General features: G+C 71.4%; 17 protein-coding genes. 11 read left to right on the top strand and 6 right to left on the bottom strand.

Annotated elements, in window-relative coordinates:
- Positions 1 to 62 precede the first annotated feature (62 nt).
- Complete coding sequence (locus ABFX81_RS19890) at positions 63 to 1,310, bottom strand: MFS transporter (RefSeq protein ID WP_086853993.1); 1,248 nt, start codon at positions 1,308 to 1,310, stop codon at positions 63 to 65.
- A gap of 108 nt (positions 1,311 to 1,418) precedes the next feature.
- Positions 1,419 to 2,213 carry an SCO4651 family lipoprotein gene (locus ABFX81_RS19895; protein WP_086854853.1) on the bottom strand — a complete coding sequence of 265 codons (795 nt, stop codon included), beginning with the start codon at positions 2,211 to 2,213 and terminating at the stop codon, positions 1,419 to 1,421.
- A 454-nt stretch (positions 2,214 to 2,667) separates the two neighbouring features.
- Between ABFX81_RS19895 and ABFX81_RS19900 the strand changes: the two genes are divergently transcribed.
- The 5 genes from ABFX81_RS19900 (at position 2,668) to ABFX81_RS19920 (ending at position 7,495) form a co-directional block, all read left to right on the top strand.
- Positions 2,668 to 3,675: an NADP-dependent oxidoreductase gene (locus tag ABFX81_RS19900; protein WP_346138416.1), complete on the top strand. Its 1,008-nt coding sequence runs from the start codon at positions 2,668 to 2,670 to the stop codon at positions 3,673 to 3,675.
- 27 nt (positions 3,676 to 3,702) lie between these two features.
- Positions 3,703 to 4,755 carry an alcohol dehydrogenase catalytic domain-containing protein gene (locus tag ABFX81_RS19905; protein ID WP_086850082.1) on the top strand — a complete coding sequence of 351 codons (1,053 nt, stop codon included), beginning with the start codon at positions 3,703 to 3,705 and terminating at the stop codon, positions 4,753 to 4,755.
- Between the two features lie 129 nt (positions 4,756 to 4,884).
- The gene (locus tag ABFX81_RS19910; protein ID WP_086850085.1) at positions 4,885 to 5,217 is read left to right on the top strand and encodes an antibiotic biosynthesis monooxygenase; all 333 of its coding nucleotides are present in this window, start codon (positions 4,885 to 4,887) and stop codon (positions 5,215 to 5,217) included.
- 170 nt (positions 5,218 to 5,387) lie between these two features.
- On the top strand, positions 5,388 to 5,882 hold the full coding sequence (locus ABFX81_RS19915; RefSeq protein ID WP_086850087.1) for a DUF485 domain-containing protein: 495 nt from the start codon (positions 5,388 to 5,390) through the stop codon (positions 5,880 to 5,882).
- Positions 5,879 to 7,495, top strand: coding sequence for a sodium:solute symporter family transporter (locus ABFX81_RS19920; RefSeq protein WP_086850090.1), 1,617 nt, complete (start codon positions 5,879 to 5,881; stop codon positions 7,493 to 7,495). Before ABFX81_RS19915 ends, ABFX81_RS19920 begins: the two co-directional genes overlap by 4 nt.
- A gap of 63 nt (positions 7,496 to 7,558) precedes the next feature.
- Here the strand turns inward: ABFX81_RS19920 and ABFX81_RS19925 are convergent, their stop codons facing one another.
- Together ABFX81_RS19925 and ABFX81_RS19930 are read right to left on the bottom strand one after the other, a co-directional pair.
- Complete coding sequence (locus ABFX81_RS19925) at positions 7,559 to 9,979, bottom strand: SpoIIE family protein phosphatase (RefSeq protein ID WP_086850092.1); 2,421 nt, start codon at positions 9,977 to 9,979, stop codon at positions 7,559 to 7,561.
- A gap of 296 nt (positions 9,980 to 10,275) precedes the next feature.
- Positions 10,276 to 11,043: a TetR/AcrR family transcriptional regulator C-terminal domain-containing protein gene (locus tag ABFX81_RS19930; protein ID WP_346138417.1), complete on the bottom strand. Its 768-nt coding sequence runs from the start codon at positions 11,041 to 11,043 to the stop codon at positions 10,276 to 10,278.
- Positions 11,044 to 11,092: 49 nt separating this feature from the next.
- Here ABFX81_RS19930 and ABFX81_RS19935 point away from each other — a divergent pair, with 49 nt between their 5' ends.
- Positions 11,093 to 12,778, top strand: coding sequence for a CocE/NonD family hydrolase (locus tag ABFX81_RS19935; RefSeq protein ID WP_428837198.1), 1,686 nt, complete (start codon positions 11,093 to 11,095; stop codon positions 12,776 to 12,778).
- Positions 12,779 to 12,946: 168 nt separating this feature from the next.
- On the opposite strand, the gene ABFX81_RS19940 is transcribed toward ABFX81_RS19935, so the two are convergent.
- Together ABFX81_RS19940 and ABFX81_RS19945 are read right to left on the bottom strand one after the other, a co-directional pair.
- Positions 12,947 to 13,882, bottom strand: coding sequence for a D-alanyl-D-alanine carboxypeptidase family protein (locus tag ABFX81_RS19940; RefSeq protein ID WP_346138418.1), 936 nt, complete (start codon positions 13,880 to 13,882; stop codon positions 12,947 to 12,949).
- Between the two features lie 467 nt (positions 13,883 to 14,349).
- On the bottom strand, positions 14,350 to 15,771 hold the full coding sequence (locus ABFX81_RS19945) for a DEAD/DEAH box helicase (protein ID WP_086848066.1): 1,422 nt from the start codon (positions 15,769 to 15,771) through the stop codon (positions 14,350 to 14,352).
- A gap of 324 nt (positions 15,772 to 16,095) precedes the next feature.
- Between ABFX81_RS19945 and ABFX81_RS19950 the strand changes: the two genes are divergently transcribed.
- The 5 genes from ABFX81_RS19950 (at position 16,096) to ABFX81_RS19970 (ending at position 24,780) form a co-directional block, all read left to right on the top strand.
- On the top strand, positions 16,096 to 17,691 hold the full coding sequence (locus tag ABFX81_RS19950; RefSeq protein ID WP_086848067.1) for an amino acid permease: 1,596 nt from the start codon (positions 16,096 to 16,098) through the stop codon (positions 17,689 to 17,691).
- Positions 17,692 to 17,761: 70 nt separating this feature from the next.
- On the top strand, positions 17,762 to 18,658 hold the full coding sequence (locus ABFX81_RS19955; protein WP_086848068.1) for an urea amidolyase associated protein UAAP1: 897 nt from the start codon (positions 17,762 to 17,764) through the stop codon (positions 18,656 to 18,658).
- Between the two features lies 1 nt (position 18,659).
- Positions 18,660 to 19,478: an urea amidolyase associated protein UAAP2 gene (locus ABFX81_RS19960; protein ID WP_086848069.1), complete on the top strand. Its 819-nt coding sequence runs from the start codon at positions 18,660 to 18,662 to the stop codon at positions 19,476 to 19,478.
- Positions 19,475 to 23,071, top strand: a complete 3,597-nt coding sequence (gene uca / locus ABFX81_RS19965; protein ID WP_086848070.1) for an urea carboxylase — start codon at positions 19,475 to 19,477, stop codon at positions 23,069 to 23,071. Before ABFX81_RS19960 ends, uca begins: the two co-directional genes overlap by 4 nt.
- The gene (locus ABFX81_RS19970) at positions 23,068 to 24,780 is read left to right on the top strand and encodes an allophanate hydrolase (protein WP_346138419.1); all 1,713 of its coding nucleotides are present in this window, start codon (positions 23,068 to 23,070) and stop codon (positions 24,778 to 24,780) included. Before uca ends, ABFX81_RS19970 begins: the two co-directional genes overlap by 4 nt.
- Positions 24,781 to 24,817 lie beyond the last annotated feature (37 nt).

Raw genomic sequence — 24,817 nt, forward strand, 5'->3', positions numbered from 1 at the left:
GGCGGAAGCGGGCAGGCAAGCCCCGGCCTCATAGCCCCGGTCGTCTACGCGTCCGAGTCGGCTCAGCGAGGCACCGGATCTTCGGAGGCGGGCAGCGGTTCCATGGTCTTCGGGACCAGCGCGCGGATGGAGGGGGTGGCGACCATGGCGAGGGTTGCGAGGAGGATCAGCGCGGCCGCCGCGTAGAGGGTGGCATGGAGGCCGAGGAGGAGGACGGCCGGTCCGGCGGCGAACTGGGCGAGCGGGAGCGCGAGGTAGGAGCCGAGGTCGTCGTAGGCGTAGACGCGGGCCAGGCGGTCTTCGGGGATCTGCTCGTTGAGGGTCGAGTACCAGGCGACGCCGGCCTGCTCGACGCCCACGCCCGCCACGAAGTTGGCCACGACCAGCACCCAGGTGTACGGGGCGAGCGCGAGCAGCAGCGGGGTCATCGCCGTCAGGCCCATCAGCGCGCAGCCGACCAGGATCGCGCGCCGGGGCCGCCATCTCAGGGACAGTAAGCCGCCGGCGACCGCGCCGAGGGAACCCGCGGCTAGGGCCAGGCCCCAGCCGCTGCGGCCGATCCCGGTGGTGTCGGCGACGGCCGGGCCGAGGACGGTGAACGAGGCGGTGACGCCGGCGTTGAGGAAGCAGAAGGCCACCACGATCACCCACACCCAACTGCGGGAGGCGAACTCCTGCCAGCCGACGCGCAGTTCGTGCACCAGGCCGGGGCTGGGCGCGGGCGGTGCGACCTGGACGCGGACCAGCGCGAAGGACGCGGCGGCGAGCGCGAAGCTGAGCGCGTCGACGGCCAGGCCCCAGCCGGGGCCGACCGCGGCGACCAGTACGCCGCCCAGCGAGGCGCCCACGATCATCGCGCTGCTGCCCGCGATCCGGGAGAGCGCGAGGGCGGCGCGGCGGGACTCGGCCGGTACGGCCTGGGGCAGCAGGGCCTGGGCGGCGGGCTGATAGCAGGAACTTGACGCACCGTTGACCGCGGCGAGCACCATGAGCAGGGGGATGGCGGCGCTGTGGGTGAGGACCAGGGCGGCGACCCCCGCCTGGCTCACGGCGCTGACCACGCTGCTGCCGACCAGCAGCGGGCCGCGCGGCAACCGGTCCGCCAACACCCCGCCGAACAAGAGGAACAGGATGCTGGTGACGGAGTGGGCGCCGACCACCAACCCGAGTGAGCCGACCGAGCCAGTGGCGTCGAGCACGGCGAAGGCCAGGGCGATCGGCGCCACTCCGTTGCCGAGCTGGTTGGCCGTCGTACCGATGAAGAGGTGACGGAACGGGCGGTGACGCAGAGGCGTCAGGGCGGCAGACATGCGCCTGATCGTTGGGGCTGCCCGGCGCGCCCGTCAACGGGTTATAGGACGTCCGACTGTCGGAGCGCGCTGTGTCGTTCGACGGCTCCGCGCCGGGCTCGCCCCCGCTCAGGCCAGCAGGACGTCCTCGCCCGCCGTCACGGGGACGACCTGCTGGGCCGACGGTGCCTCGGCCTTCACCGGCGTCCCGAAGTCCGACAGCGTCAGTGTCGTCACGGCCTTCAAACCGCCGAAGTAGGACAGACGGGCCTGGACGGCGCGTCCCCTCCCGTCGACCCACACGTCCGCGTAGACGGGCATGTCGTCACCCAGCTTCTCGCGCAGGTCGTCCAGCCCCTGCTTCGTCTCCGCCGTCATCCGGAGCGTCGCGGTGGCGTGGTCGATCGTGCCCCGGTAATGCACCGCAGGGGCGTCGTTCACCTGCTCCTGGCCCTCGTTCGACACCTGTCGCATCGCCTTCATCTGACCGAGCAGGTGCTCGGGGTCGTTCAGCGGCGCCCGCAGGAAGTAGCGGGTCAGGGCCTCGCTCCGGACGGCCGCGGCCCACTTGCCCTCGCCCACCGCCCGCGAGCCCCGCACATAGACGGTGTCGCCGACGAAGACCTCCTCGACGGGGTCCATGCCACTGTCCTCGAGCTCCACCGTCAGCCGGCCCCTGTCACCCGCCAGGTCGAAGGCGCCGGCGATCGCGAACACGTACGTCGTGGGACTGCCGGCGGACCGCAGCTCGATCTTCTCGTCCACACGGGCGCTGTCCGCGCTCGTCCTCTCGATCGCGGCGCGCACGGCCGCCCCGTGATCCGCGGCCTTCTCCGTGCTCTCCCCCGAGTCATTGCCCGGACCGCCGGAACAGGCGGTGCAGAGCAGGAGGACAGCAGCGGAGAGGAGGAGGGCGCGGCGCATGGACTCTCCGAGGGATCGTTACTGCGGGAGGGTGGAGCCCGACAGGGCCTGGAGATCTTCCCACGAAACCGGTGACGGGGACCGAGGCGATGGGGCAGGCGGCCTCGGTCGTGGGCCCGGTCGACGAACTCACGGGCGCGAGCGGCGATCCGCAGCGGGAGCGCTGAGCGCGGCCACAGCACGCGCATCGACACGCCCACCGTCCACTGCCACACCTCAGCACCTGTTCACCGACCGAGTTCCCAACCCGCGGACCCGGCGAACGGGCAGGTGCCACGCCCCTGCGCCGTACGCCGCACCGGGCCCCTCTTGCCTCCGACGGGACGGCACCGTACGCTCACCGCTCGTACCGACTGGCCGGTATGTCAGGTGGATGTGTCGGTACGCGACCACGGCGGCCCGCACGGCCGCGCTGACCGCCGATCCCACGCGACCGTCGAAGGAGCCGCCGGAGATGAGCAGAATCAACCACCAGGTGCGTCTGGCCGCACGTCCCGTGGGAGAACCGCGGCCCACCGACTGGGAGCACGTCGAGGAGCCGGCCGGGGAGCCGGGCGACGGGGAATTCCTGGTGCAGGTGCTCTGCCTGTCGATCGACCCGGCGATGCGCGGCTGGATGAACGCGGGCCGGTCCTACATCCGTCCGGTGGAGATCGGCGAGGTGATGCGCGCCGGCGCGGTGGGACGGGTGATCGCCTCCCGGCATTCCGGGTTCGCGGTCGGTGACCATGTGTCGGGCTCGTTCGGCGTGCAGGAGTACTGCGTGTCGGACGGCCGCGACGTGACCAAGGTCGACCCGGAGGCCGCCCCCTTGCCGACCTACCTCGGCACTCTCGGCATGTCGGGCCTGACGGCCTACTTCGGCCTGATCGACATCGGGCGTCCCGAGCCCGGCCAGACCGTCGTCGTCTCCGGAGCGGCTGGGGCGGTCGGCAGCGTCGTCGGGCAGATCGCCAAGATCCTGGGCTGCCGGGTCATCGGCATCGCCGGTGGCGAGGCCAAGTGCCGGATGGTGGTCGACGAGTTCGGGTTCGACGCCGCGATCGACTACCGGAGCGAGGACATCCGCAAGGCGCTGCGCGAGCACGCCCCCGACGGCGTCGACGTGTACTTCGACAACGTCGGCGGCGACGTCCTGGACGCCGTGCTGCTGCGGCTGGCGCGCGGCGCCCGTGTCATCGTCTGCGGCGCGATCTCCCAGTACAACAGCACCGAGCCGCAGGGCCCCGCCAACTACCTGTCGCTGCTGGTCAACCGGGCCACGATGACGGGCATGGTGGTCTTCGACTACGCCGACCGCTACGCCGAGGGCATCGCACAGATGGCCGCGTGGCGGGAGGAGGGCCGGCTGAAGTCCCTTGAGGACGTGGTGTCCGGTGGAGTGGCGGACTTCCCCGACACCCTGATGCGCCTGTTCCGTGGTGAGAACCACGGCAAGCTCGTGCTGAAGATCGCGGACTGAGCGGCCCGGAGGGGAGGGAGCAAACCGATGAAGGCTCTGACCTACCACGGCCGTCACGACATCCGCTACGGCGATGTCCCCGACCCGGCCGTAACCGGCCCCACCGACGCGGTCGTCCAGGTGACCACAGCCGGCATCTGCGGCAGCGACCTGCACATCTACCAGGGCAACCCGTTCAGCCCGGAACTGGGCTACACACCGGGACACGAGTGTGTCGGCGTGGTCGTCGACGTCGGCGACCAGGTCACCCGCTTCAAGCCCGGCGACCGGGTCCTGGTGCCCGCCTCGGCCGGCTGCACCCAATGCCGGTCCTGCGCGGCCGGGTTCACCGCCCGCTGCGAGCGCGCCAAGTCCAGTACGGAGCTCTGCTACGGCGTGAGCCCCCAGCTCCCCGGCAGCCAGGCCCAGGCCCTCGCCGTGCCGTACGCCGACATCAACCTGGTGCAGCTGCCCGAGGGCATCTCCGACGAGGCGGCCGTCGTTCTGACGGACAACGCACCGACGGCCTGGTACGGCTGCCGCCGCGCCCGCATCCAGCCCGGCGAGACCGTCCTGGTCATCGGCCTCGGCCCGGTCGGCCTGATGGCCGCCCAGTCCGCCTTCGCGATGGGCGCCGCCCGTGTGCTCGGTGCGGACCTGGTCGCGGAGCGCCGCGCGTTCGCCGCCGGCCTGGGGGTCGAGCCGGTCGAGGGCGAGGATGCGAAGGCAGCCGTGCGGGAGATGACCGGCGGACGTGGACCGGACGCGGTGGTGGAGGCCGTGGGCTCGGACGCCACCATCGAGCTGGCCCTCAAGGCCGTCCGCCAGGCCGGCCGGGTCAGCGTCATCGGTGTCAGCCAGAACAAGGCCTTCCCCTTCCACATGGGACTGGCGCAGATCAAGGAACTCGAGTTCGCCATCGGGCTCTGCTCGATCCACTACGAACTTCCCGCCCTGATTGCCCTCGCCCAGTCCGGCCGGATCAAGCCGGAGGCCGTGGTGTCCCACCGCTTCCCCCTCTCCCAGGGCCCCGCGGCCTACGAACTCTTCGCCAACCGCTCCGACGGGGTCCGCAAGATCCTCCTCGATCCCACAGGCTGATCCTGTCCATGAGAGGGAAGGCCTGGCTTCCCTCTCATACAGGGCACTTCCTGGCGCGGGTGAACTGCCCGTGCGCGGCTGACGTCGTACGGTCTTGTCACCACGCATTTCGAGGAGACAGGAAGGCTGATGATCTTCATCACCGCCAAGTTCCGAGTCCGTCCCGAGCATGCCGACCGGTGGCCGGAGATCGCCGCCGACTTCACCGAAGCCACGCGCCGAGAGCCCGGCTGCCTCTGGTTCGACTGGTCACGAAGCCTGACGGACCCCACGGAGTACGTCCTGGTCGAGGCCTTCCGCGATGACGAGGCGGGCGCCGCTCACGTGCAGTCGGCGCACTTCAGGGCAGCGCAGCAGACCTTGCCGCCCCACCTGATCGAGACGCCCCGCATCGTGAACGCGAACGTTCCGCAGGACGACTGGTCGCTCTTGGGCGAGATGGCCGTTCACGAGCAGCGGTAGGACGGCCTCCGAGTTCTGTCCGTTGGGTGCGGCGACCGAGGGATCACATCAACTCCGAAATGTGACCTACTGCGGACTTACAGGCATTCCAACCAGTCGGTATGGTGCGCCGCCTGAAGCGTCCTTTCCCGTTCACCTCACGGATCCGAGCCGTAGTGGAAGGCCAGGCGATGACATACGCCGACGAGAACCGGTACCCACCCTCAGCACAGCCCTATGGGATCCCCCCTCGACACGAGACGTACGGACAGAGCCCGTGGCCGGAGTCGTACGGGCATGACGGCCCGCGATACGACTCGTACGGGCGACAAACCTCTTGGGACGCCTCTTGGGACGCCCCCTACGCGCACGAGACTCACCGAGACGACGCCGGCCTCGCCGCCCTCCGCTCGGCCTACCGCCTGCTCCGCCGGATCTCCACGCTCACCGCACTCGGCTCCTTCGTGGTGTACGTCGTGCTGTCCTGCTACGCGCCCGGTCTGATGGGATCCAAGGTCACCGGGGAGCTGAGCCTGGGCATGGCCCTGGGCATCCTCCAGCTCGTCGTCACCTTCGCGGCGGTCTTCTGGTACGGACGCAGCGCACAACGCTCTGTGGATCCGCTGGCCCGCGCCGTCAGGGAGCGGGCGGTCCCCGCCGCCGGGAGCGCGGGGACGGCGAGATGAACGACTTCAGCTCCGGGACACAGGCCCTCGTCCTGGTTCTGTTCACCACGCTGGTCACCGTCACGCTGCTGATGTGCGTCATGGCGGGACCGGACCGCGACGACCTGGCGAACTTCTACACCGGCTACCTGTCGCTCACCCCGCTCAAGAACGGCCTGGCGATCGCGGGCGACTACATCTCCGCCGCCACGGTGCTGAGCACCACCGGGATCATCGCGCTCTCCGGATACGACGGCTACGTCCTCGCGGTCAGCACCGCCCTGTCCCTGGTGCTGCTGATGTTCCTGCTGGCCGAACCCCTGCGCAACGCCGGCAGGTTCACCATGGGCGACGTCCTGGCCCGCAACATGTCCGGACGGGCCGTGCGTGTCGCGGCCTGTGTGGTGACACTCGCGGCGACGCTGCCCTTCCTGGTCGTCCAGCTCTCCGGAGCCGGTTCGCTGCTCACCTTCATCCTGGACATTCCGTACGCCGCGGGCGCCAGGACGGCGTGCATCGTCATCGTCGGCACTCTGATGATCATCTACGCGGCGATCGGCGGTATGCGGGGCACGGCGCTCATTCAGATGATCAAGATCGTGCTCCTGCTCGGCACCAGCATCGTCGTCGCCGCTCTCGTGCTCAACCGCTTCGACTGGAACCCCGGCGACATACTCAGGGCAGCCCAGCACGGCAGCGGCGCGGGCCCCGCCTACCTTCAGCAGGGCCTGCAACTCGGCACTTCCACCGGTGGCCGGCTGGACTTCGTCAGTCTCCAGATCACCGTCATCCTCGGCGTGGCCTGCCTGCCGCACATCACGATGCGCCTGTACTCCGCGAAGGACGTACCGGCCGTGCGTCGCTCCATGTCATGGGCGGTCGGCACGGTCACCACGTTCTGCCTGCTCGTGATCGTCATGGGTACGGGCGCGGCGGCCCTGGTGGGGTCGCAGCACATCACCGCGGCCGACCCGCACGGCAGAACATCGGTGCTCATGCTGTCCCAGGTGCTCGGCGGGGCCCCCGGCTCCGCGGGCGCGACGATCCTGTACTCGGCCGTGGCGGGCATGGTGTTCATCACCCTGCTGTCGTCGGTCGCGGGGATGACCCTGGCCGCGGCTTCGTCGCTCGCCCACGACCTGTTCGCCCACGCGGTGCGGCGGGGGCAGGCCGAGCCCCGTACCGAGATGACGGTGGCGGCGTGGACGAGCGTGGCCGTGGGGATCGTCGCCATCGGACTCGCCACCATGGTGCAGGACTGGGACGTCGGCGTGCTGACCACCGCGGCCATCTGCATCGGGGCATCGGCGGTGGCACCCGCGCTCACCTACTCCCTGTTCTGGCGGGGGTTCACGCGCACCGGCCTGCTCGCCACCCTCTACGGCGGCGCGGCCTGCGCGTTGCTGCTCATGGTCTTCTCCAGGGCCGTTTCGGGCACGCCGTCCGCCGTCTTCCCGAACGCCGACTTCGACCTGTTCCCCATGCAGTCCACCGGGCTGGTCTCCATCCCGTTCGGCTACCTCGCGGGCTGGCTGGGCAGCCGTCTGGACCACCGTCGCCGTGCCGCCGACAGCAGTGAGCAGCGGCGCCTGTACGAGGAGAGCGAGGCACGGCTTCTCGCCGCGGCCGAATGACCACGGCGGCGTGGGCGGGCCGGCTCCGGGCGGCCTCCCCGCGCCGGCCGCGGCCCTATGCGGTCAGACGGGCGTCCCGGTCAGCGGTTGTTCGGTCCACACGGTCTTACCCTCGCGGGTGTAGCGGGTACCCCAGCGTTCGGTCATCTGGGCCACCAGGAACAGGCCGCGCCCGCCCTCGTCGGTCGTACGGGCGCGGCGCAGGTGTGGTGAGGTGTGGCTGGTGTCGCTGACCTCGCACACCAGGCACTCCTCACGGATCAGACGCAGGGTCGCGGGGCCGCCGGCGTAGCGATAGACGTTGGTGACCAGTTCGCTGGCGATCAACTCCGTGGTGAACGCCAGGTGTTCCAAACCCCACTCGCTCAGCTTGGCCGAGGCCAACGCCCTGGCCCGGCCGGCGCTGGCAGGCTCCGGCGGCAGTCGCCAGGAGGCGACACTGTCCGGTGGCAGCACGCGGGTGCGGGCGATCAGCAGGACGACGTCGTCGCTGGGGCGCGAGGGCACAAGCGCGTCAACCACCGCTTGGCAGGTGCGCTCCAGCGCGCCCGCGGGGCGGGCGAGCGCTGCGCACAGCCTCGTCAGGCCGACGTCGGCATCGATGTGGCGCTCGCCGATGATTCCGTTGGTGTACAGGCACAGCAGGCTTCCCTCGGCCAGTTCGATGTCCCGGGCCTCGAACGGCAGACCGCCCAGGCCGAGCGGTGGCCCGGCGGGCAGGTCGAGCAGAGTCACCTGTCCGTCCGGAGCGGTCACCACCGGCGGCGGATGACCGGCGCGGGCCACGGAGCAGTGTCCGGAGACCGGGTCGTACACGGCGTACAGGCACGTGGCGCCGACGACCTGCTCACCCAGGGGCCGCTCGCCGACGGCTTCTTGTTCGGCCGCCAGCAGGTTGACCAGGTCGTCGAGGCGGGAGAGGACCTCGTCCGGTTCCAGGTCGAGGCTGGCGAGCGTGTGGACGGCGGTGCGCAGCCGGCCCATGGTGGCGGCGGCATGGATGCCGCGTCCCACCACGTCGCCGACGACGAGGGCGACCCGGGCCCCGGACAGGGGAATGACGTCGAACCAGTCGCCGCCCAGGCCCGGGCCTGCGCTGGCCGGCAGGTACCGCAGGGCCACCTCGACGGCCGACTGGTCCGGCACCGCCCGGGGCAGAAGGCTGCTCTGCAGGGTGAACGCGGTCTGCTGCTGTTGCGTGAAGCGCCGGGCGTTGTCGATGGCGACGGCGGCGCGCGAGGCGAGCTCCTGGGCGAGGGTGAGATCGTCGGTCTCGAAGGCATCGGGGCGGCGCGAGCGCCACAGGGTCATCACACCGAGCACCAGGCCACGCGCGGCGAGAGGTACCACGATCAGGGTGTGGGCGCCCAGGTCCGGAGCCTGGGCCCCCTGACGGCCGGCCGCCGAGACCCAGTCGGGCGGGAGAACCGGCTCCAGGACGGGCCGTCCCTCGGCCAGGCATCCGGCCTGCGGTGTGTCGGGCCCGAACTCCACGGGCTCGCCCTCGGGGTGGGGCGGTCCGGGTCGCTGGGCACCGACGCTGGAGGTCCCCAGGCGGACCACAGGCCCTGCCACGGCGCGCGTCGGTTCCTCACCGCGCGTCACCACCTGAAGCAGGTCCACCGAGGCATGGTCGGCGAGGTGGGGCACCATCACTTCGGCCAGTTCCCGGGCGGTCTCGGCCACGTCTAGCGTGGTTCCGATGCGGCTGCCCACCTGGTCGAGGAGCGCGAGCCGGCGCTGGGCCCGATGGCGGTCGGTGATGTCCTCGATCATCTCGGCCACACCCAGGACGCGGCCGGAGGGATCCTCCATCCGGAAGGACGAGACCAACGCGACCCGCTCTCGTGCCGGGTCCTGCTCCAGGCGAACGAACTGCTCGGAGTAGACCAGGGGTCTTCCGGTCTGCATCACCTGGCGTACACGGTCCACAGCCTTGCGGGCGTCGTCGGCGAGGAGCAGCCGGCCGGTGGACAGCCCCCGGAAGTCCGCCGCCGGGACGCCGCTGAACCGTTCGATGGCCCGGTTGACCCGGAGAATCCTCTGGTCGGGGCCGTGGATGACCAAGCCGATGGGGCACTGGCGGTACAGACCGTCGAGAACCGCGCGGTCCCTTTGCCATTCGAGGACGTCACTCGCGAGTGCCCCCGCGAGAAACCACTCACGGCCCCCGTCACCGCGTGACAGCTCATGGGCCCTGAGCCCCAGTTCCACGAGCTGCCCGTCGCGGTGGCGCAGTGTGAGCACGCCGAACCAGCCGCCGGCTCTCCTGCACTTCGCTGCGGCATCGGTGACGGCCGGCAGATCACGAGGATCGACAAGGACCTCGAACGCCGGACGACCGATCACGGCTGTGTCCGGATGGCCGAGCAGCTCCTGAGCCCGCCGGCTCCATCCGACCACTGTTCCCCGGTCGTCGAGCACCACCAGGGCGGCGATGTGCAGGGCGAACGGATCGTCGTGGCTTTCGCTGAGTTCCGTCATCGGCTTCTCCACCGCTGGACACCACCGTGTGCTCGGTCGCCGATGTTCTGCCGCGGGTCCTGACCGCGGCCGGTGACCGGCGTGACGGCGTCCGTGGCGTGGCTCGGTGTTCCCGAATGCATGCCGGCCTGCTGACCCTGTAAGCCTATTGAAACCCGGCGGAGGCCGCCGTTTTGTCCGGCGCGCGGCGCGGCGTGGCGGGTATGAGGGGTTACGGCAGGCCTGTGGCCCCTCATGACGAGCCGCTACGGGGCTGTCTCGATCGGGACGGCGACGGCCAGTCACCGTGCGTGGCATCAGTCAGTGTCGAGGCCGTCGATCAGGCGGTTGAGGAACCGGGTGAAGGTGGCCTCGGGGGTGAGGGGACGTCCGGGGGCGGAAAGGGCTTCGGCGAGCTCCGGGTGGCTGCCGTCGGCGGCGACAGCGGCGAGGTAGCGGCTCTCGGCCGCGGCCCGGTCCGGTGATCGTGAGACTGCGGCCTGCGCGATCTCATGGCCGACGTGCCCGGCTACGAAGGCGGTGAGCTGGGCGAAGACCTCCAGCTTCGCCGCGCCGTCCAGCCCGGTGGGCCGCAGGACGGCGAGCACGTGTTCCAGGAAGGCCAGTGTGTTGGGGCCCGGGACGCGACGGGTGGACAAGGCGGCGGGCAACCAGGGGTGGCGCAGCATGTGGGCGCGCTGCGAGTGCGCCACGGTCTTCAGATCGGCACGCCAGTCGCCGCTGGGTGGGTCCGTCACCGTGAGTTCCCCGCTGACGTGGTCGACCATCAGTTCCAGCAGCGTCTCCTTGTCGGGGGCGTAGCTGTAGAGCGACATGACGCCCGCTCCGACCTCGGCGGCCACCCGCCGCATGGTGACCACTTCAAGTCCTTCCGCGTCCGCCAGAGCGACGGCCGCCGCGGTGATCGCCTCCCGGCTGAAGGAGGGTCTGCGGCCCCTGCGGGGCTCGGCGGGACGCAGCCAGAGTTGTTCAGGATCGACGCCCACGGCACCGGGCTTCCCGTCACCGGGCACGGCCTCGCACTCCTTCCCGTCGGTTGTCGAGGTGGCTCTTGCCAAGTCCATCCAAGCATCCTCTATTCTCGTACATCGTACGGGAATAGAGGAGAGAACGATGCCATCACGCACGCCCGACGCCGCAACCGGACCGGCCTGGGTGCCACCCGCAGGAAAGCCGCCGCTGTCCTCCCGGATGATGAGGGCGACCTGGCGAGGTCTGCCGGCGAAACGGCACGAGGTCGGATGGGAGCCGGGGCTGGTGGTGCCGGCCGCCGACGGCAGCCCCCTGATCACTGACCACTACTTTCCGCGCGCCCAGGGCGACTTCCCCACCCTCCTGGTCCGCTCGCCGTATGGCCGAGGCCTGCCATGGTCACCCCAGTACGGCCTGCTCTTCGCCGAACAGGGCTTCCACGTGGTCCTGCAGAGCTGCCGCGGCACCGGCGGTTCGGGCGGCGTGTTCGACCTGTGGCGCAACGAGCCCGCCGACGGCCGGGCCACGGTCTCCTGGCTGCGCGAGCAACCCTGGTTCAACGGAACACTGGGGACCGTCGGCCCCAGTTACCTGGGCTACGTGCAATGGGCCCTCGCTCTGGACCCACCGCCGGAACTGAAGGCCATGGTGGTACAGGTGGGGCTGCACGATCCCTACGCACTGTTCCACGCGGACGGTGCGCTCCGCCTGGAGAACGCCCTCGTCGTCGGCGCGGGCATGCACTACCAGCACCAGGGCATGGCACCGTTCCTCAGGGCGATGCTGCGTCTGCAGCGCCGCCTGCGCGACGTCACCACCGCGCGGCCCCTGCGCGGTGCGTACGTGTCAGCCCTCGGGAGCGAAGTGCCCTGGCTGGACGACGTGATGACACACCCGGACGCGAAGGACGCCTACTGGCGCGGCGCGTCGTTGGCGGAGTCGGCGGAACGGCTGCGCGTGCCCACAGCTCTGATCACCGGATGGCACGACGCACTGGTCGACCAGACCTTCGAGCAGTACGACCGCCTGCGCCAGGCCGGGTGCGAGACCGCCCTGCTCGTCGGCCCCTGGACCCACACCTCGGCCCTGCAGCAAGGATGGCCAGAGGTGTTCGCCGAAAGCCTCGCCTGGCTGCGAGCCCACCTGTACGCCGATCCCTCCGGCCTGCGTCCCACCTCGGTGCGTGTGCACATCGGCGGCGAAAACACCTGGCGGGACCTCGACGACTGGCCGCCCGCCACGGCTGCCACCTCCTGGTATCCCGTCCACGGCGGGCATCTCACCCAGCAGACCCCCGCGGACTCCGCACCCGTGACGGCGTTCCGCTACGACCCCGCCGACCCCACCCCCTCCCTCGGCGGGCCACTGCTCTCCCGTACCGCCGGCCCCCGGGACAACGGCACCCTGGAGGCCCGAAACGACGTCCTGACATTCACCAGCCCACCCCTGACCGAGCCCATGGACATCCTGGGCCCCGTCTCCGCGCGGCTGAGCATCTCCACGGACACCGGGCACGCCGACGTCTTCACCCGCCTGTGCGACGTGGACCCACAAGGCCGCTCCGTCAACATCTGTGACGGGTTCGGCCGACTCCGGACGGCCGAACAGGCGCCCACGCACGTCACTGTGCCGATGAGTACCACCGCCCACCGCTTCCCCGTCGGCCACCGCATACGCTGGCAGATCAGCGCGGGCGCCCACCCGCGCTACGCCCGCAATCCCGGCACCGGTGAGTCACCGATGGACGCCACCACCTTCACACCGGTGCGCATCACACTCCACACGGACTCGGCACTGGCACTTCCCCACGGCTCCGGGCTCGCATGATGCGTCAGCTCTCCAGGAAGCGGTCGACGAGCCGGGCCGAACGCTCCGGCTCACTCCTCCACATCGTCAGCGGCTCTCGTCCGGGCCATTTCCAAGCCAGTTCAGAACTTGCGGCCTGGGTTGTGAACCCAGCTCGCTATCGTTCGTTCGAGTGCGCGTCAGCCCAGGTCAGTCCCTCTGTGCGCCCGTCGGCAGGGTGCGCAGCTGCATGGTGCTCGCCGAGCTGGTGCCGAAGGCGTAGTCCAGCAACTTGGCGGCGTCCGTGTAGCGGTACTGGTCGTTGAGGAGCACGCCGATGACCGTCTTCTCGTTGCGGGTCGCGGCGAAGACCAGGCAGGGCCCGGACGGCGTGTTGGTACCCGTCTTCACCCCGATCGCGCCGCTGTATGAACCCAGCAACTGGTTGGTGTTGTACCAGGTGTAGGTGCGGGTGCCGCCGGTGCTGGTCGTCGCGTACTGCACGGTCTTCGGCTTCTTCACGATGCCCGCGAACGTCGAGTACTTCATCGCGCTGCGCGCGAGCTTGGCGAGGTCGCGCGGCGTCGTGTAGTTCGTGTTCTGCGTCGAGTTGCCGTCGAACGAGTCGAAGTGCGTGTTGGTCAGGCCGAGGGTGTCCGCCTTGGCGTTCATCTTGCTGATGAACGACTTGGTCCGCGCAGAGACGGTCGTACCGGTGCCGAACGTGTCCGCGAGGGCCATCGCGGCGTCGCAGCCGGACGGCAGCAGCATCGCATGGAGCAACTGGCGGATGGTGACCTTGTCGCCGGTCTTGAGATCCGCGGTGCTCGCGCCCTTGGCAGTGACGTAGTCCCGGTAAGCCTGCTTGATGGTGACCTTCCGGTCGAGGTTCAGGTCGGGGGTGCTCAGCACGACCCGAGCCGTCATGATCTTGGTGGTGCTCGCCATGGGCCGCTTGGTGTCGGCGTACTTGCTGTAGAGCGTGGAGCCCGTCGCGCTGTTGAGCATGAACGCGCCCTTGGCGCTGACCGAGGGCGCGGTCGCCGCCTGCGCTGGCGCGGTCAGGGCGCCGCCCGCGAGCAGCGCGCCGGCGCCGACGACAGCTGCGGTTCTGCGGATACGTACGCCCTTGATGCCGGTTTTCACTATGAACGCTCCGAGTGTGCCAAATGCCAGATGGCAGTTGCGAAATGAAGCGGGGGGAGGCTCTAGGGAGACTCACGGGGGACACCGAAGGTTGCAGGGCGGGCGGAGGTAATACCCCGACGAGGCGGTCGGCGTCGCCGCACGCTTGAACGTGGACCGCATGCCGACGGCAGAGGGGCGCGCGCGGGCGTCGACCGGCGTCGTCGGCCATGTAGTACGCACGGCCCGGAGCGCAGGAGTGGCCGCTGGGACGTCAGGACGTCCTCTCACCGAAGAAGCCCGGCTTCTTTCAGGCGCAGAAAAGGGCGCCTGACCAGGGAAGATGCTCGTCGGGCGCCCTTTTCGAGTACTCCGTGCCTGCGCGGCCGAGGTCGACGCCGTCCGGTGCACTCCAGCCGGTCTCCGGTCCCGCGTACCCGTCCAGCAACGTAGAGGAAGACACCGCCCGACAGTCCGGGAAGCCGGTCTCAGCCGCCGCGCCGCACCCGGGCCGCTTTGCGGGCCTCCGCGAGCTTGCGGGCCTCGCTGCTCTTGCGGGACGGCCTGCCGCCGGAACCGCCCTCGGCGCCCTTGGTGCTGCCCAGCCCGCGGAACGGGGCGTTGTGGTTCTTGGGGCGCGGTACGGCCGGCCCGCCGTCGAGGAGCTTTCCGGAGGGGGCCTTGGCGCCGGTGATCCGGCTCAACTCCGCCTCCCCGGACCGCACTTTGGTGACCGTGGGGGCGACGTCGGCGTCGGTCATGACCTGGCTCGTCTCGCGGCGCTGTCCCGACAGGGCGAGTGTCACGACGATGCCGGAACGGCCGGCCCGTGCCGTGCGGCCCGCGCGGTGCAGGTAGTCCTTCGGGTCGGTGGCCGGGTCGACGTTGACCACGAGGTCGAGGTCGTCGATGTGCAGGCCGCGCGCGGCGACGTTCGTCGCCACCAGCGCGGTGACCTGTCCGTTCTTGAACTGGGCCAGTGTCCGCGTGCGCTGCGGCTGGGACTTCCCGCTGTGCAGTGCGGCGGCGGCCACACCGCTGGCGCGCAGATGCCGCGTGAGCTGGTCGACGCCGTGCTTGGTGTCCAGGAACAGCAGGACACGGCCGTCCCGCGCGGCGATCTCCGTGGTCACGGCGTACCGGTCCGGGCCGTGCACGACGAAGACGTGGTGCTCGATCGCGGAGACCGCGCTGGAGGAGGGGTCCACGGAGTGGACGGCGGGGTCGCGCAGGTAGCGCTGCACCAGCTCGTCGACGTCGCGGTCGAGGGTGGCGGAGAACAGCATCCGCTGCCCGTCGGGACGCACCTGGTCCAGAATCTCGGTGACCTGTGGCAGGAACCCCATGTCACACATCTGGTCGGCCTCGTCCAGGACCGTGATGCGCACCCGTCCCAGCCGGCAGCCCTTGCGCTCGATGAGGTCGTGCAACCGACCGGGCGTGGCGACGACGATCTCGGCGCCGTCCCGCAGCACGGCGGCCTGTCGTCCGATGGACACGCCGCCCACCACGGTCGCGAGCCGCAGCCGCAGCGCCTCGACGTACGGGGTGAGCGCCTCACCGACCTGCTGCGCCAGCTCCCTGGTAGGCACCAGAACGAGCGCCAGCGGCTCCTTCGGCTGTGCGCGCTGCCCGGCCGTCCGGGCGAGCATCCCCAAGCCGAAGGCGAGCGTCTTGCCGGATCCTGTGCGGCCCCGGCCCAGAACGTCCCGTCCCGCGAGCGCGTTCGGCAGCGCCGCCGCCTGGATGGGGAAGGGCACAGTCACACCGTGCTCATCGAGCGCCCGCAGAATCTCGGCCGGCAGCCCCAGCTGCGCGAAGGACGCCGCCGGGGGCGGCGCCGAAGCGGCGCCCGACGCCTCGGGCGCATCGTCCCGCTGCCGGGCATCGGCACGTGCTGATTCGCTCACAGAGAGCCTTCCTCCGAAGGGACCGTACCGAGGAAGGCGCGGCGGGGACGCAGCCACCAGCCAGAGACACCGAACGGACACCGACACAGCGACGCTGCAAACGCGTAACGCTAGCACGGGACACACCGCCCGGGCCCGTCGTGGTCGCGCCGCTCGCGTCGGGACAGTCCGCACAGGCCGGTCCGGCTGTCGTCCCTCGGCTGACACGCAGTGGCAGCAGACACACGAAGTTAACGTCCGGGACCCGGGTGTGAGACGCGTCCGCCCCACCATCGCCATACCTGTCAAGCGACAGGTATTCCTTGATCGACCGGAGGTGCCGCGATGGGTCGGCCCGAACTCGCCCCTGGGCAGAGCCCCGACGGTGGCGTCGCGACAAGCCCCGCCACCCTGGGCTACCAGCAGGAACTTCGCCGGGGGGTGGGCAGCTTCGCGTCATTCGCCGCCGGCTTCTCCTTCGTGTCGATCCTCACCACCGTCTTCCAGCTCTTCGGCCTCGGCTTCGGCCTCGGTGGGGCGGCGTTCTTCTGGACCTGGCCGCTGGTCTTCGCGGGCCAGATGCTGGTCGCGCTCTGTTTCGCCGAACTGGCGGCACGCTGGCCCATCTCCGGGGCGATCTACCAGTGGTCGAGCCGGCTGGCCGGGACCACGGCGGGCTGGTTCGTCGGCTGGATCATGATCATCGGCCAGATCCTCACCGTCGCGGCGGCCGCGATCGCGGTGCAGGCGGTGCTGCCGGGCATCTGGTCCGGCTTCCAGATCGTGGGCGGAGCGGGAGCCGACCCGTCGGTCGCCTCCCCGACGGGCGCTCAGAACGCGGTCCTTCTGGGCTGCCTCCTGCTGGTGCTCACCACGGTGGTGAACATCCTCGGCATCCGCCAGATGGCCGCCGCCACCAGCGTCGGCGTCGCGATCGAGATCGTCGGTGTGATCGCGCTGGTGCTGGTGCTCTTCTTCCTGCCCGAGCGGGGCCCGCAGGTGGTGGCCCACCACACCGGCTGGGCCGGCGACGGCGGCTACATCGGGGCGTTCCTCGCGTCCTCGCTGATGGCGGCCTACGTCATGGTCGGCTTCGACTCGGCGGGCGAACTCGCCGAGGAGACACACAATCCACGCCGGACCACTCCCCGGACCATCCTGCGGGCGCTGGTCCTCTCGGGCGTCGGCGGCGCGCTGCTGATCCTCTCGGGACTGATGGCGGCGAGCAGCCTGACCGACGGGAACCTGGCCACCGGCGGTCTGTCCTGGGTGCTCACCGACCGGCTCGGTGACGTCCTGGGCCGGTTGCTGCTGTGCTGCGTCGCGGTCGCGGTGTTCGCCTGCACGCTCGCCGTGCAGACCTCCGGCGCACGGATGATCTACTCCATGGCTCGCGAGGGCGCCCTGCCGTTCCACCGGCACCTCGGCAAGGTCTCGGCCCGTACCGGTACGCCGATCACCACATCGGTCGTGGTGGGCGTGGGCGCCGCGATCGCGCTCGTCGTCAACCTTCGCCAGACGGCGATCTTCACCGCCCTCGCCAGCCTCTGCATCGCCATGCTGTACCTGGCCTATCTGGGCGTGACGCTGCCGCAGTTGGTCGCCCGGATCCGGCACCGAGGCCTCCCGGAGGGCGTCGACGAGTCAGGCCGGCCGCTGTTCTCGCTGGGCCGCTGGGGGATGGCGGTCAACACGCTCGCCGTGCTCTACGGGGCCGGGATGACGGTCAACCTGATGTGGCCCCGGCCGGAGATCTACGACCTCACCGGCGGCACGTGGTGGCTGCGGTGGAGCGCCCTGCTCTTCATCGGGCTCACTCTCGCCGTCGCCGCCGCCTACTTCCTCGCCCGGCGGCTGCACCGCCACATCGAGTTGAGGCACGTGCCCCACACGCACGTCGAGCCTCCCGCGCAGGCCGAGGCCGTCACCGAGCCCGCCTGAGGGGTTGGACGGCCGTGCGCCGCAACCGGACGCACTGATGACGTACCGACGAAGGGATGACGGGACATCCATGACCACAGCCGACGAGCCGACGGCCATCGCACCGCACGACCAGTACCCCACCGGAGTCCGTGATCTGCACCTGACCGACAGTGTCCGAAGTGCCCGCGACGACGCCCGCGCCCAGGGCGGACAGACCGGCGCGTGGATGCCGTACCTCCCGGCGTCCGCCAGCCCGCACTGCCCGCCGGCGGTGGACCCGGCCGCCCTGGTATGGGCGGAGACGGTGGCACCCGGCGGTTACACCCACAAGGTCCTCGCCCGCGGCACCCGGCTGCGCTTCGACGACCCGACCGGTGACGCCTGCCCCCACCTGCTGCTCTTCAACGCCCTGGAACCGACGGAGCGGCTCAACGTCGCCGACACCCAGAAGATCCCGTGGCAGGCCTACCTCGGCGAGAACCATCCGCTGCTGTCCGGCGACGGCCGGGTCCTGGCCGTGGTCACCGGTGACTCCTCCGGCCGGCACGACGCCTTCTGCGGCACCACCACCGACGCCTGGAACGAACGCAAGTACGGTGATGCCCGCCCCCACGGGCCGTCCCCCTCCGGCCGCGCACTCTTCCTCAAGGCGGCCGCCAAGCACGGCCTGAGCCGCCGCGACCTGCCGCCCAGCCTCTCCTTCTTCCAGGGCGTGCGCGTCGAGGCGGACGGTGAACTCGCCTGGCGGGGCAGCGCCGGTCCGGGCACCCACGTCGAACTCCTCGCGGAAATGCCCTTGCTGGTGCTGGTCGCCAACGCCGCGCATCCGCTGGACCCGCGCCCCGGCTACGTCGTCGGGCCACTGCGCGTGCACGCCTGGCGCTCAGCCGCCACCGGCCCGGACGATCCGCGGTTCACCGCCACGCCCGAGCTGCACCGGGCCTACCTCAACACCGTCGACTACTGCGAAGCCCGGGGGCTGTGACATGGCGACCACTCAGACCGAGAGCACGTCGGCCACCTACCCGACCACCTCAGGCAGCACCGTCGCCTCCACCGTCCCGGTCGGCGCGGTGTACGCCGAGGGCTCCCCCCTGGACTGGGGGGCGAGCCTGGTCGAGGGCGCCGTCGTCCTGGACGAGGAGGTGGCCCCCAACGCGCCCTGGTCGACGGTGGTGGAGGAGGGACACGTCCTGACCATCGTCGACGTCGGCGGCAACCAGTCGGCCGACTGCCTGCTCTACAACGCCGACGACCCCGAGGAGCGCTACAGCGTCCCCGACACCCTGGCCTGGCAGGGCAACGCCTATGTGCGCACCGGCACCGTGCTGCGCAGCAGTGAGGGCCGCCCGCTGATGACCGTCGTCGCCAACGAGATCGACCGTCAGGACACCATCGGCGGTGCCTGCGGCAAGGAGTCCAACACCCTGCGCTACGGCCACCACGTACTGTTCCATCACGGCTGTCGCGAGAACTTCCTCGCCGAGGCGGGGCGGCGCGGTCTGGGGGCGCGGGACATCGTCTCCAACCTCAACTGGTTCATGAACGTGCCCGTCGAGGCGGACGGCGCCCTGGGCATCGTGGACGGCATGTCGGCGCCCGGCCGCCGGGTCGCGGTGCGCGCCGAGCTGGACGTCCTGGTGATGGTGTCCAACTGCCCGCAGATGAACAACCCGTGCAACGACTTCAACCCGACCCCGCTGCGGATGATCGTCGTGGACCCCGCGCGTGGCGGGGGCCCCGGTCCCGTCGCGGGTGGCCCGCGGTCCGCGCGCGCCCCGCGCACCCCGGGGGACGCCGCGTGAACCGCCCCACCGCTGTTCTCGTCGCCAACCGCGGTGAGATAGCCCGCCGTGTCATCCGCACCGCCCGGAAGCTGGGCCTGGGTACCGTCGCCGTCTTCTCCGACGCCGACCGGGCCGCCCCGCACGTCCGCGAGGCCGACCACGCCGTCCGCCTGGGTCCGGCGCCCGCCCGCGACTCGTATCTGCGCGGCGACGCGATCATCGAGGCCGCGCTCGCCCATGGCGCCGGAATCATCCACCCGGGCTACGGCTTCCTCTCCGAGAACACCGCCTTCGCCCGTGCCGTCGAGGAGGCCGGCCTGCGTTTCGCGGGCCCGACCGCCGAACAGATCACCGCCTTCGGCGAGAAGCACACCGCCCGCGCCCTGGCCCGGGCGGCCGGAGTCCCGCTGCTGGCCGGGACCGAGTTGCTCGGAAGCGCCGAGGAGGCCGTCGCCGCGGCCGAGTCGATCGGGCTGCCCGTCATGGTCAAGGCCACGGGCGGTGGTGGCGGCATCGGCATGCGGGCCTGCGCCACCGGCGAGGAGGTGCGCGAGGCCTTCGCCGGGGTGGCGGCGCTCGCCGAGTCCCATTTCGGGTCGGCCAGGGTGTTCCTGGAGCGTCTGGTACGGCCGGCCCGCCACGTCGAGGTGCAGGTCTTCGGCGACGGCACCGGCCGGATCGCCGTGTTCGGCGACCGCGACTGCTCGCTGCAGCGCCGCAACCAGAAGGTGATCGAGGAGGCCCCGGCCCCGGCCCTGCCCGACCGTGTCCGCCGACTGCTGCGGGACTCGTCGCGCCGGCTGCTCGCCTCTGTCGGCTACCGCGGCGCGGGGACCGTGGAGTTCGTCTACGACCCGTTCCACGAGGAGGCCGCCTTTCTGGAGGTCAACACCCGGCTCCAGGTCGAGCACCCGGTGACCGAGGAGGCCTACGGCGTCGACCTCGTCGCACTCATGCTCACCCTGGCCCGCGACGGCAGGGTCGACGACGCGGTGTTCGAGCGGGAGTGGACGCCCGCCGGACATGCCGTGGAGGCCCGTGTCTACGCCGAGGACCCCGGCAAGGACTCGGCTCCCTCCTCGGGCCTGATCACCCGGGCCGCCTTCCCCGGCCAGGGCGCCGACGAGATTCCCGGCGTCCGCGTCGACGGCTTCGCCGAGACCGGCCTGGAGGTCTCGCCGTACTACGACCCCATGCTCGCCAAGGTGATCGCCAAGGGCCCCGACCGCGACACCGCGTTCGACGTGCTCGGCCGGGCCCTGGCCGCCAGCCGGGTCGACGGCGTCGTCACCAACCTGGGCCTGCTGCGCTCGCTGACCGTGCGGGACGAGGTGCGCGAGGCGGCGCACAGCACCAGCACCCTCGCCACCACCGCCGACCCCGAGCCACGCGTCGACGTCCTGGTGCCGGGAGCGATGACCACCGTCCAGGACCTTCCCGGCCGGCTCGGCCACTGGCATGTCGGCGTGCCGCCGAGCGGGCCCTTCGACCCCGTCTCCTTCGCCGAGGCCAATTTGGCCGTCGGCAACCAGGCCGGGGCGCCCGGGCTCGAGGTCACCGCGGGCGGGCTGACCCTGCGCTTCTCCGCCGCCTGCGTGGTCGCCGTCACCGGCGCCCCCGTCCCGATCACGGTGGACGGCGCCGCGGCAGCCCTGTGGGAGCCGGTGCCGGTCCCGGCCGGCGGCACCCTGGTCCTCGGCGCCTGCCACGGTCCCGGCCTGCGCAGCTACGTGGCCGTCCGGGGCGGCGTCGACGTACCCGCATACCTGGGCAGCGCCTCGACGTTCACCCTCGGAGGCTTCGGCGGACACGGCGGTCGGGCACTGCTCGCCGGGGACGTCCTGCGGCCCGGGGCCGCCGCGACCGCCGGTGGCGGGCCGACCCCGCCCGAACGCCGGCCGGCGATCACCCCGCACTGGCGGATCGGTGTCACCGAAGGCCCGCACGCGGCGCCCGAGTTCTTCACCCGCGAGGACATCGACACCCTCTACGCCACCGACTACCGGGTGCACCACAACTCGGCCCGCACCGGTATCCGCCTGGTCGGGCCCCGACCCCAGTGGGCCCGTCAGGACGGCGGCGAGGCAGGGCTGCACCCCTCCAACATCCACGACACGCCGTACGCGGTGGGCGCCCTCGACTTCACCGGCGACACGCCGATCATCCTGGGCCCCGACGGGCCGTCCCTGGGCGGTTTCGTCTGCCCCGCGGTGGTCGCCAGCGGGGATCTGTGGAAACTCGGTCAGCTCCGCCCTGGAGACACCGTCCGCTTCGTACCGGTAAGGGAAGCCGAGGCGGCCGCCCTGGATGCCCGCCGTGCCTCGCCCACGCTGATCAGCGCGGGCGGAGACGGCGACGACGGCGTACTCGGCCGTCTGGAGGCCACCGACGACCGCCCTTGCGTCACCTATCGCCGGGCCGGCGACGACAACGTCCTCGTCGAGTACGGCCCCATGGTGCTCGATCTCGGGCTGCGGATGCGCGTGCATGCCTTGCAGGAGGCCTTCGCCGCGCACGCGCCCGACGGCATCGTCGACGTCACCCCGGGCATCCGCTCCCTGCAGATCCACACCGACACCCGGCGGCTGAAGCCCCGCGACCTCACCGTCCTGCTGCGTGAGCTGGAGGACGAGGTCGCGCCCACGCACGAGCTGGTGGTCCCTTCCCGCACGGTGCGGCTTCCACTGAGCTGGGACGATCCGGCGACCCGGCTCGCCATCGAGCGCTACATGGCGGGGGTGCGCGACGACGCCCCGTGGTGCCCGTGGAACATCGAGTTCATCCGCCGCGTCAACGGCCTGGAGACCGCCGACGACGTCTACCGCACCGTCTTCGACGCCTCTTACCTGGTGCTCGGCCTCGGCGACGTCTATCTCGGCGCCCCCGTCGCCACCCCGCTCGACCCGCGGCACCGCCTGGTGACCACCAAGTACAACCCGGCACGCACCTGGACGGCGGAGAACTCCGTGGGCATCGGCGGCGCCTATCTGTGCGTCTACGGCATGGAGGGTCCCGGCGGCTATCAGTTCGTCGGCCGCACGGTGCAGATCTGGAACCGGTTCCGCAAGGGCGGGCTGTTCGAGGACTCGCCGTGGGCGCTGCGCTTCTTCGACCGCATCGAGTGGTACCCCGTCACCGCGGAGGAGCTGCTCGAACTGCGCGCCGAGACCGACGCCGGCCGCGGCGCCTTCCGGACCGAGGAGGGGTCTTTCTCGATCGCCGAGTACAACGCCTTCCTCTCCGCCGAGGCCGATTCGATCGCCGCCTTCCGGAAGCGGCAGGGCGCCGCGTTCGAGGCCGAGAAGGATCGCTGGCGGGCCACGGGCGAGTTCGACCGGAACGACGATCCCGGACCTGCGGCCGCGAGTGCCGTGGCGGTCGCCGTCCCGGACGGCGCGGTCCCGGTCACCGCGCCGTTCACCGCCACCGTCTGGCAGACCGTCGCCGAGCCCGGCGCCGTCGTCGCCGAGGGTGACCCGATCCTCTCCCTGGAGGCGATGAAGATGGAGTCGAAGGTGAGCGCCCCCGCCGCGGGCACCCTGCTGGAGATCTACGTCAAGCCCGGTGAACAGGTCGCCGCCGGCCAGGTCCTCGCGGCGGTGAGGGCATGAGCGCCGTGCCGACGACCGCACGCGTCGAGGCCGCGTACGACCGCATCGAGAGCGCCGGCCGTCCCGAGATCTGGATCCACCTCAGGCCCCGCGACGAGGTGCTCGCCGAGGCCGCCGGGATCGACCCGGCGCTGCCCCTGGCCGGCCTGGTCGCGGCCGTGAAGGACAACATCGACGTGGCCGGCCTGCCCACGACCGCGGGCGCCCCGTCGTACGCCTACCTGCCGCCGGCCGACGCGCCCGCGGTGGCGCGACTGCGCGCGGCCGGCGCGGTGGTGCTCGGGAAGACCAATCTGGACCAGTTCGCCACCGGCCTGGTCGGCACCCGCAGCCCCTACGGCGCGGTGCGCAACGCCTGGGACACGACCCGCATCTCCGGCGGCTCGTCCTCCGGCTCCGCCGTCGCGGTCGCGTTGGGCATCGCCGACATCGCGCTCGGCACCGACACGGCCGGCTCCGGACGGGTGCCCGCCGCCCTCAACGGCATCGTCGGGGTCAAGCCGACCAAGGGTCTGGTGCCCGTGACCGGGGTGGTTCCCGCGTGCCACGCCCTCGACTGCGTGACCGTCTTCGCGCGCGACCTGCGGCTCGCCCGCGTCACCGCGGAGATCGTCGAGGGCCCCGACCCGGCCGACCCGCTCTGCCGCACCGGCCCCCAGCTCCCGCCGCCACCCGCGCGCCCCAAGGTCGCCGTCCCGGGGCCACAGCACCTGGAGGGCATGGCCGACGGCTGGCGTGAGGCATTCGACGCCGCGGTCGCCCGCCTCGCGAGCACCGGGACGGAGATCGTCGAGGCCGACATCACGCCGCTGCTGGAGGCGGCGCAACTGCTGTACGGCGGCGCGTTCGTCGCCGCGCGGTACGCCGCCGTGGGCGAGCACCTGGAGAAGCACCGCGACCTGATCGGTACGGATCTCGACCCCACCGTCGCCTCCATCGTGCTGGCCGGGCGGGAGAAGACCGCCGCCGACTGGGCCGCCGATACCGCCCGCCTCGCCGCCCTCGGCGCCGCCGGACGCGCGGCCCTCGACGGCTGCGCCGCGCTCCTGACCCCGACCACCACCTGGCACCCCACCCTCGACGAGGTGGCGGCCGATCCGGTCGGCGCCAACGCCCGGATGGGGCGCTTCACCAACTTCGCCAACCTGCTGGACCACGCCTCGCTCGCCGTCCCCGCCGGGTTCGTGGACGGCCTGCCGTTCGGCGTCATGTTCACCGGCCCGGCGTTCTCCGACCGCGCCCTCGCCGCCCTCGCCGAGCGGTTCGCCAACCCGGGGCTCGACCTGTTCGTGGTCGGCGCCCACCTCACGGGGCAGCCCCTCAACGCCCAGTTGGTGCAGGCGGGCGGCACACTGGTGGGCCCGGCGCGCACCGCAGGCGGCTACCGGCTGTACGCCCTGGCCACCGAACCGCCCAAGCCGGGCCTGGTCCGGGCACCCGAGGGCGGGCCGGGCGCCGGCACCGGGCCGGGCCGGGCCGCAGGATCGGACGGCGGGGCGGGAAGAGGCATCGAGGGTGAGATCTGGCGGCTGCCGGCTTCGGGGTTCGGGGCGTTCACCACCGCCGTTCCCGCGCCGATGACCATCGGTACCGTCGAGCTGGCCGACGGACGACAGGTCAGCGGCTTCCTCGTGGAGCCGTACGCCGTCGAGGGCGCGCCCGACATCACTCGCTTCGGCGGCTGGCGGGCCTATCAGGCGTCCGTATGACCGTCAGGCGACAGGGCCGCGCCCCCGGTCGCTCCGC

The sequence above is a fragment of the Streptomyces coeruleofuscus genome (assembly GCF_039532725.1).
GTDB lineage: Bacteria > Actinomycetota > Actinomycetes > Streptomycetales > Streptomycetaceae > Streptomyces > Streptomyces coeruleofuscus.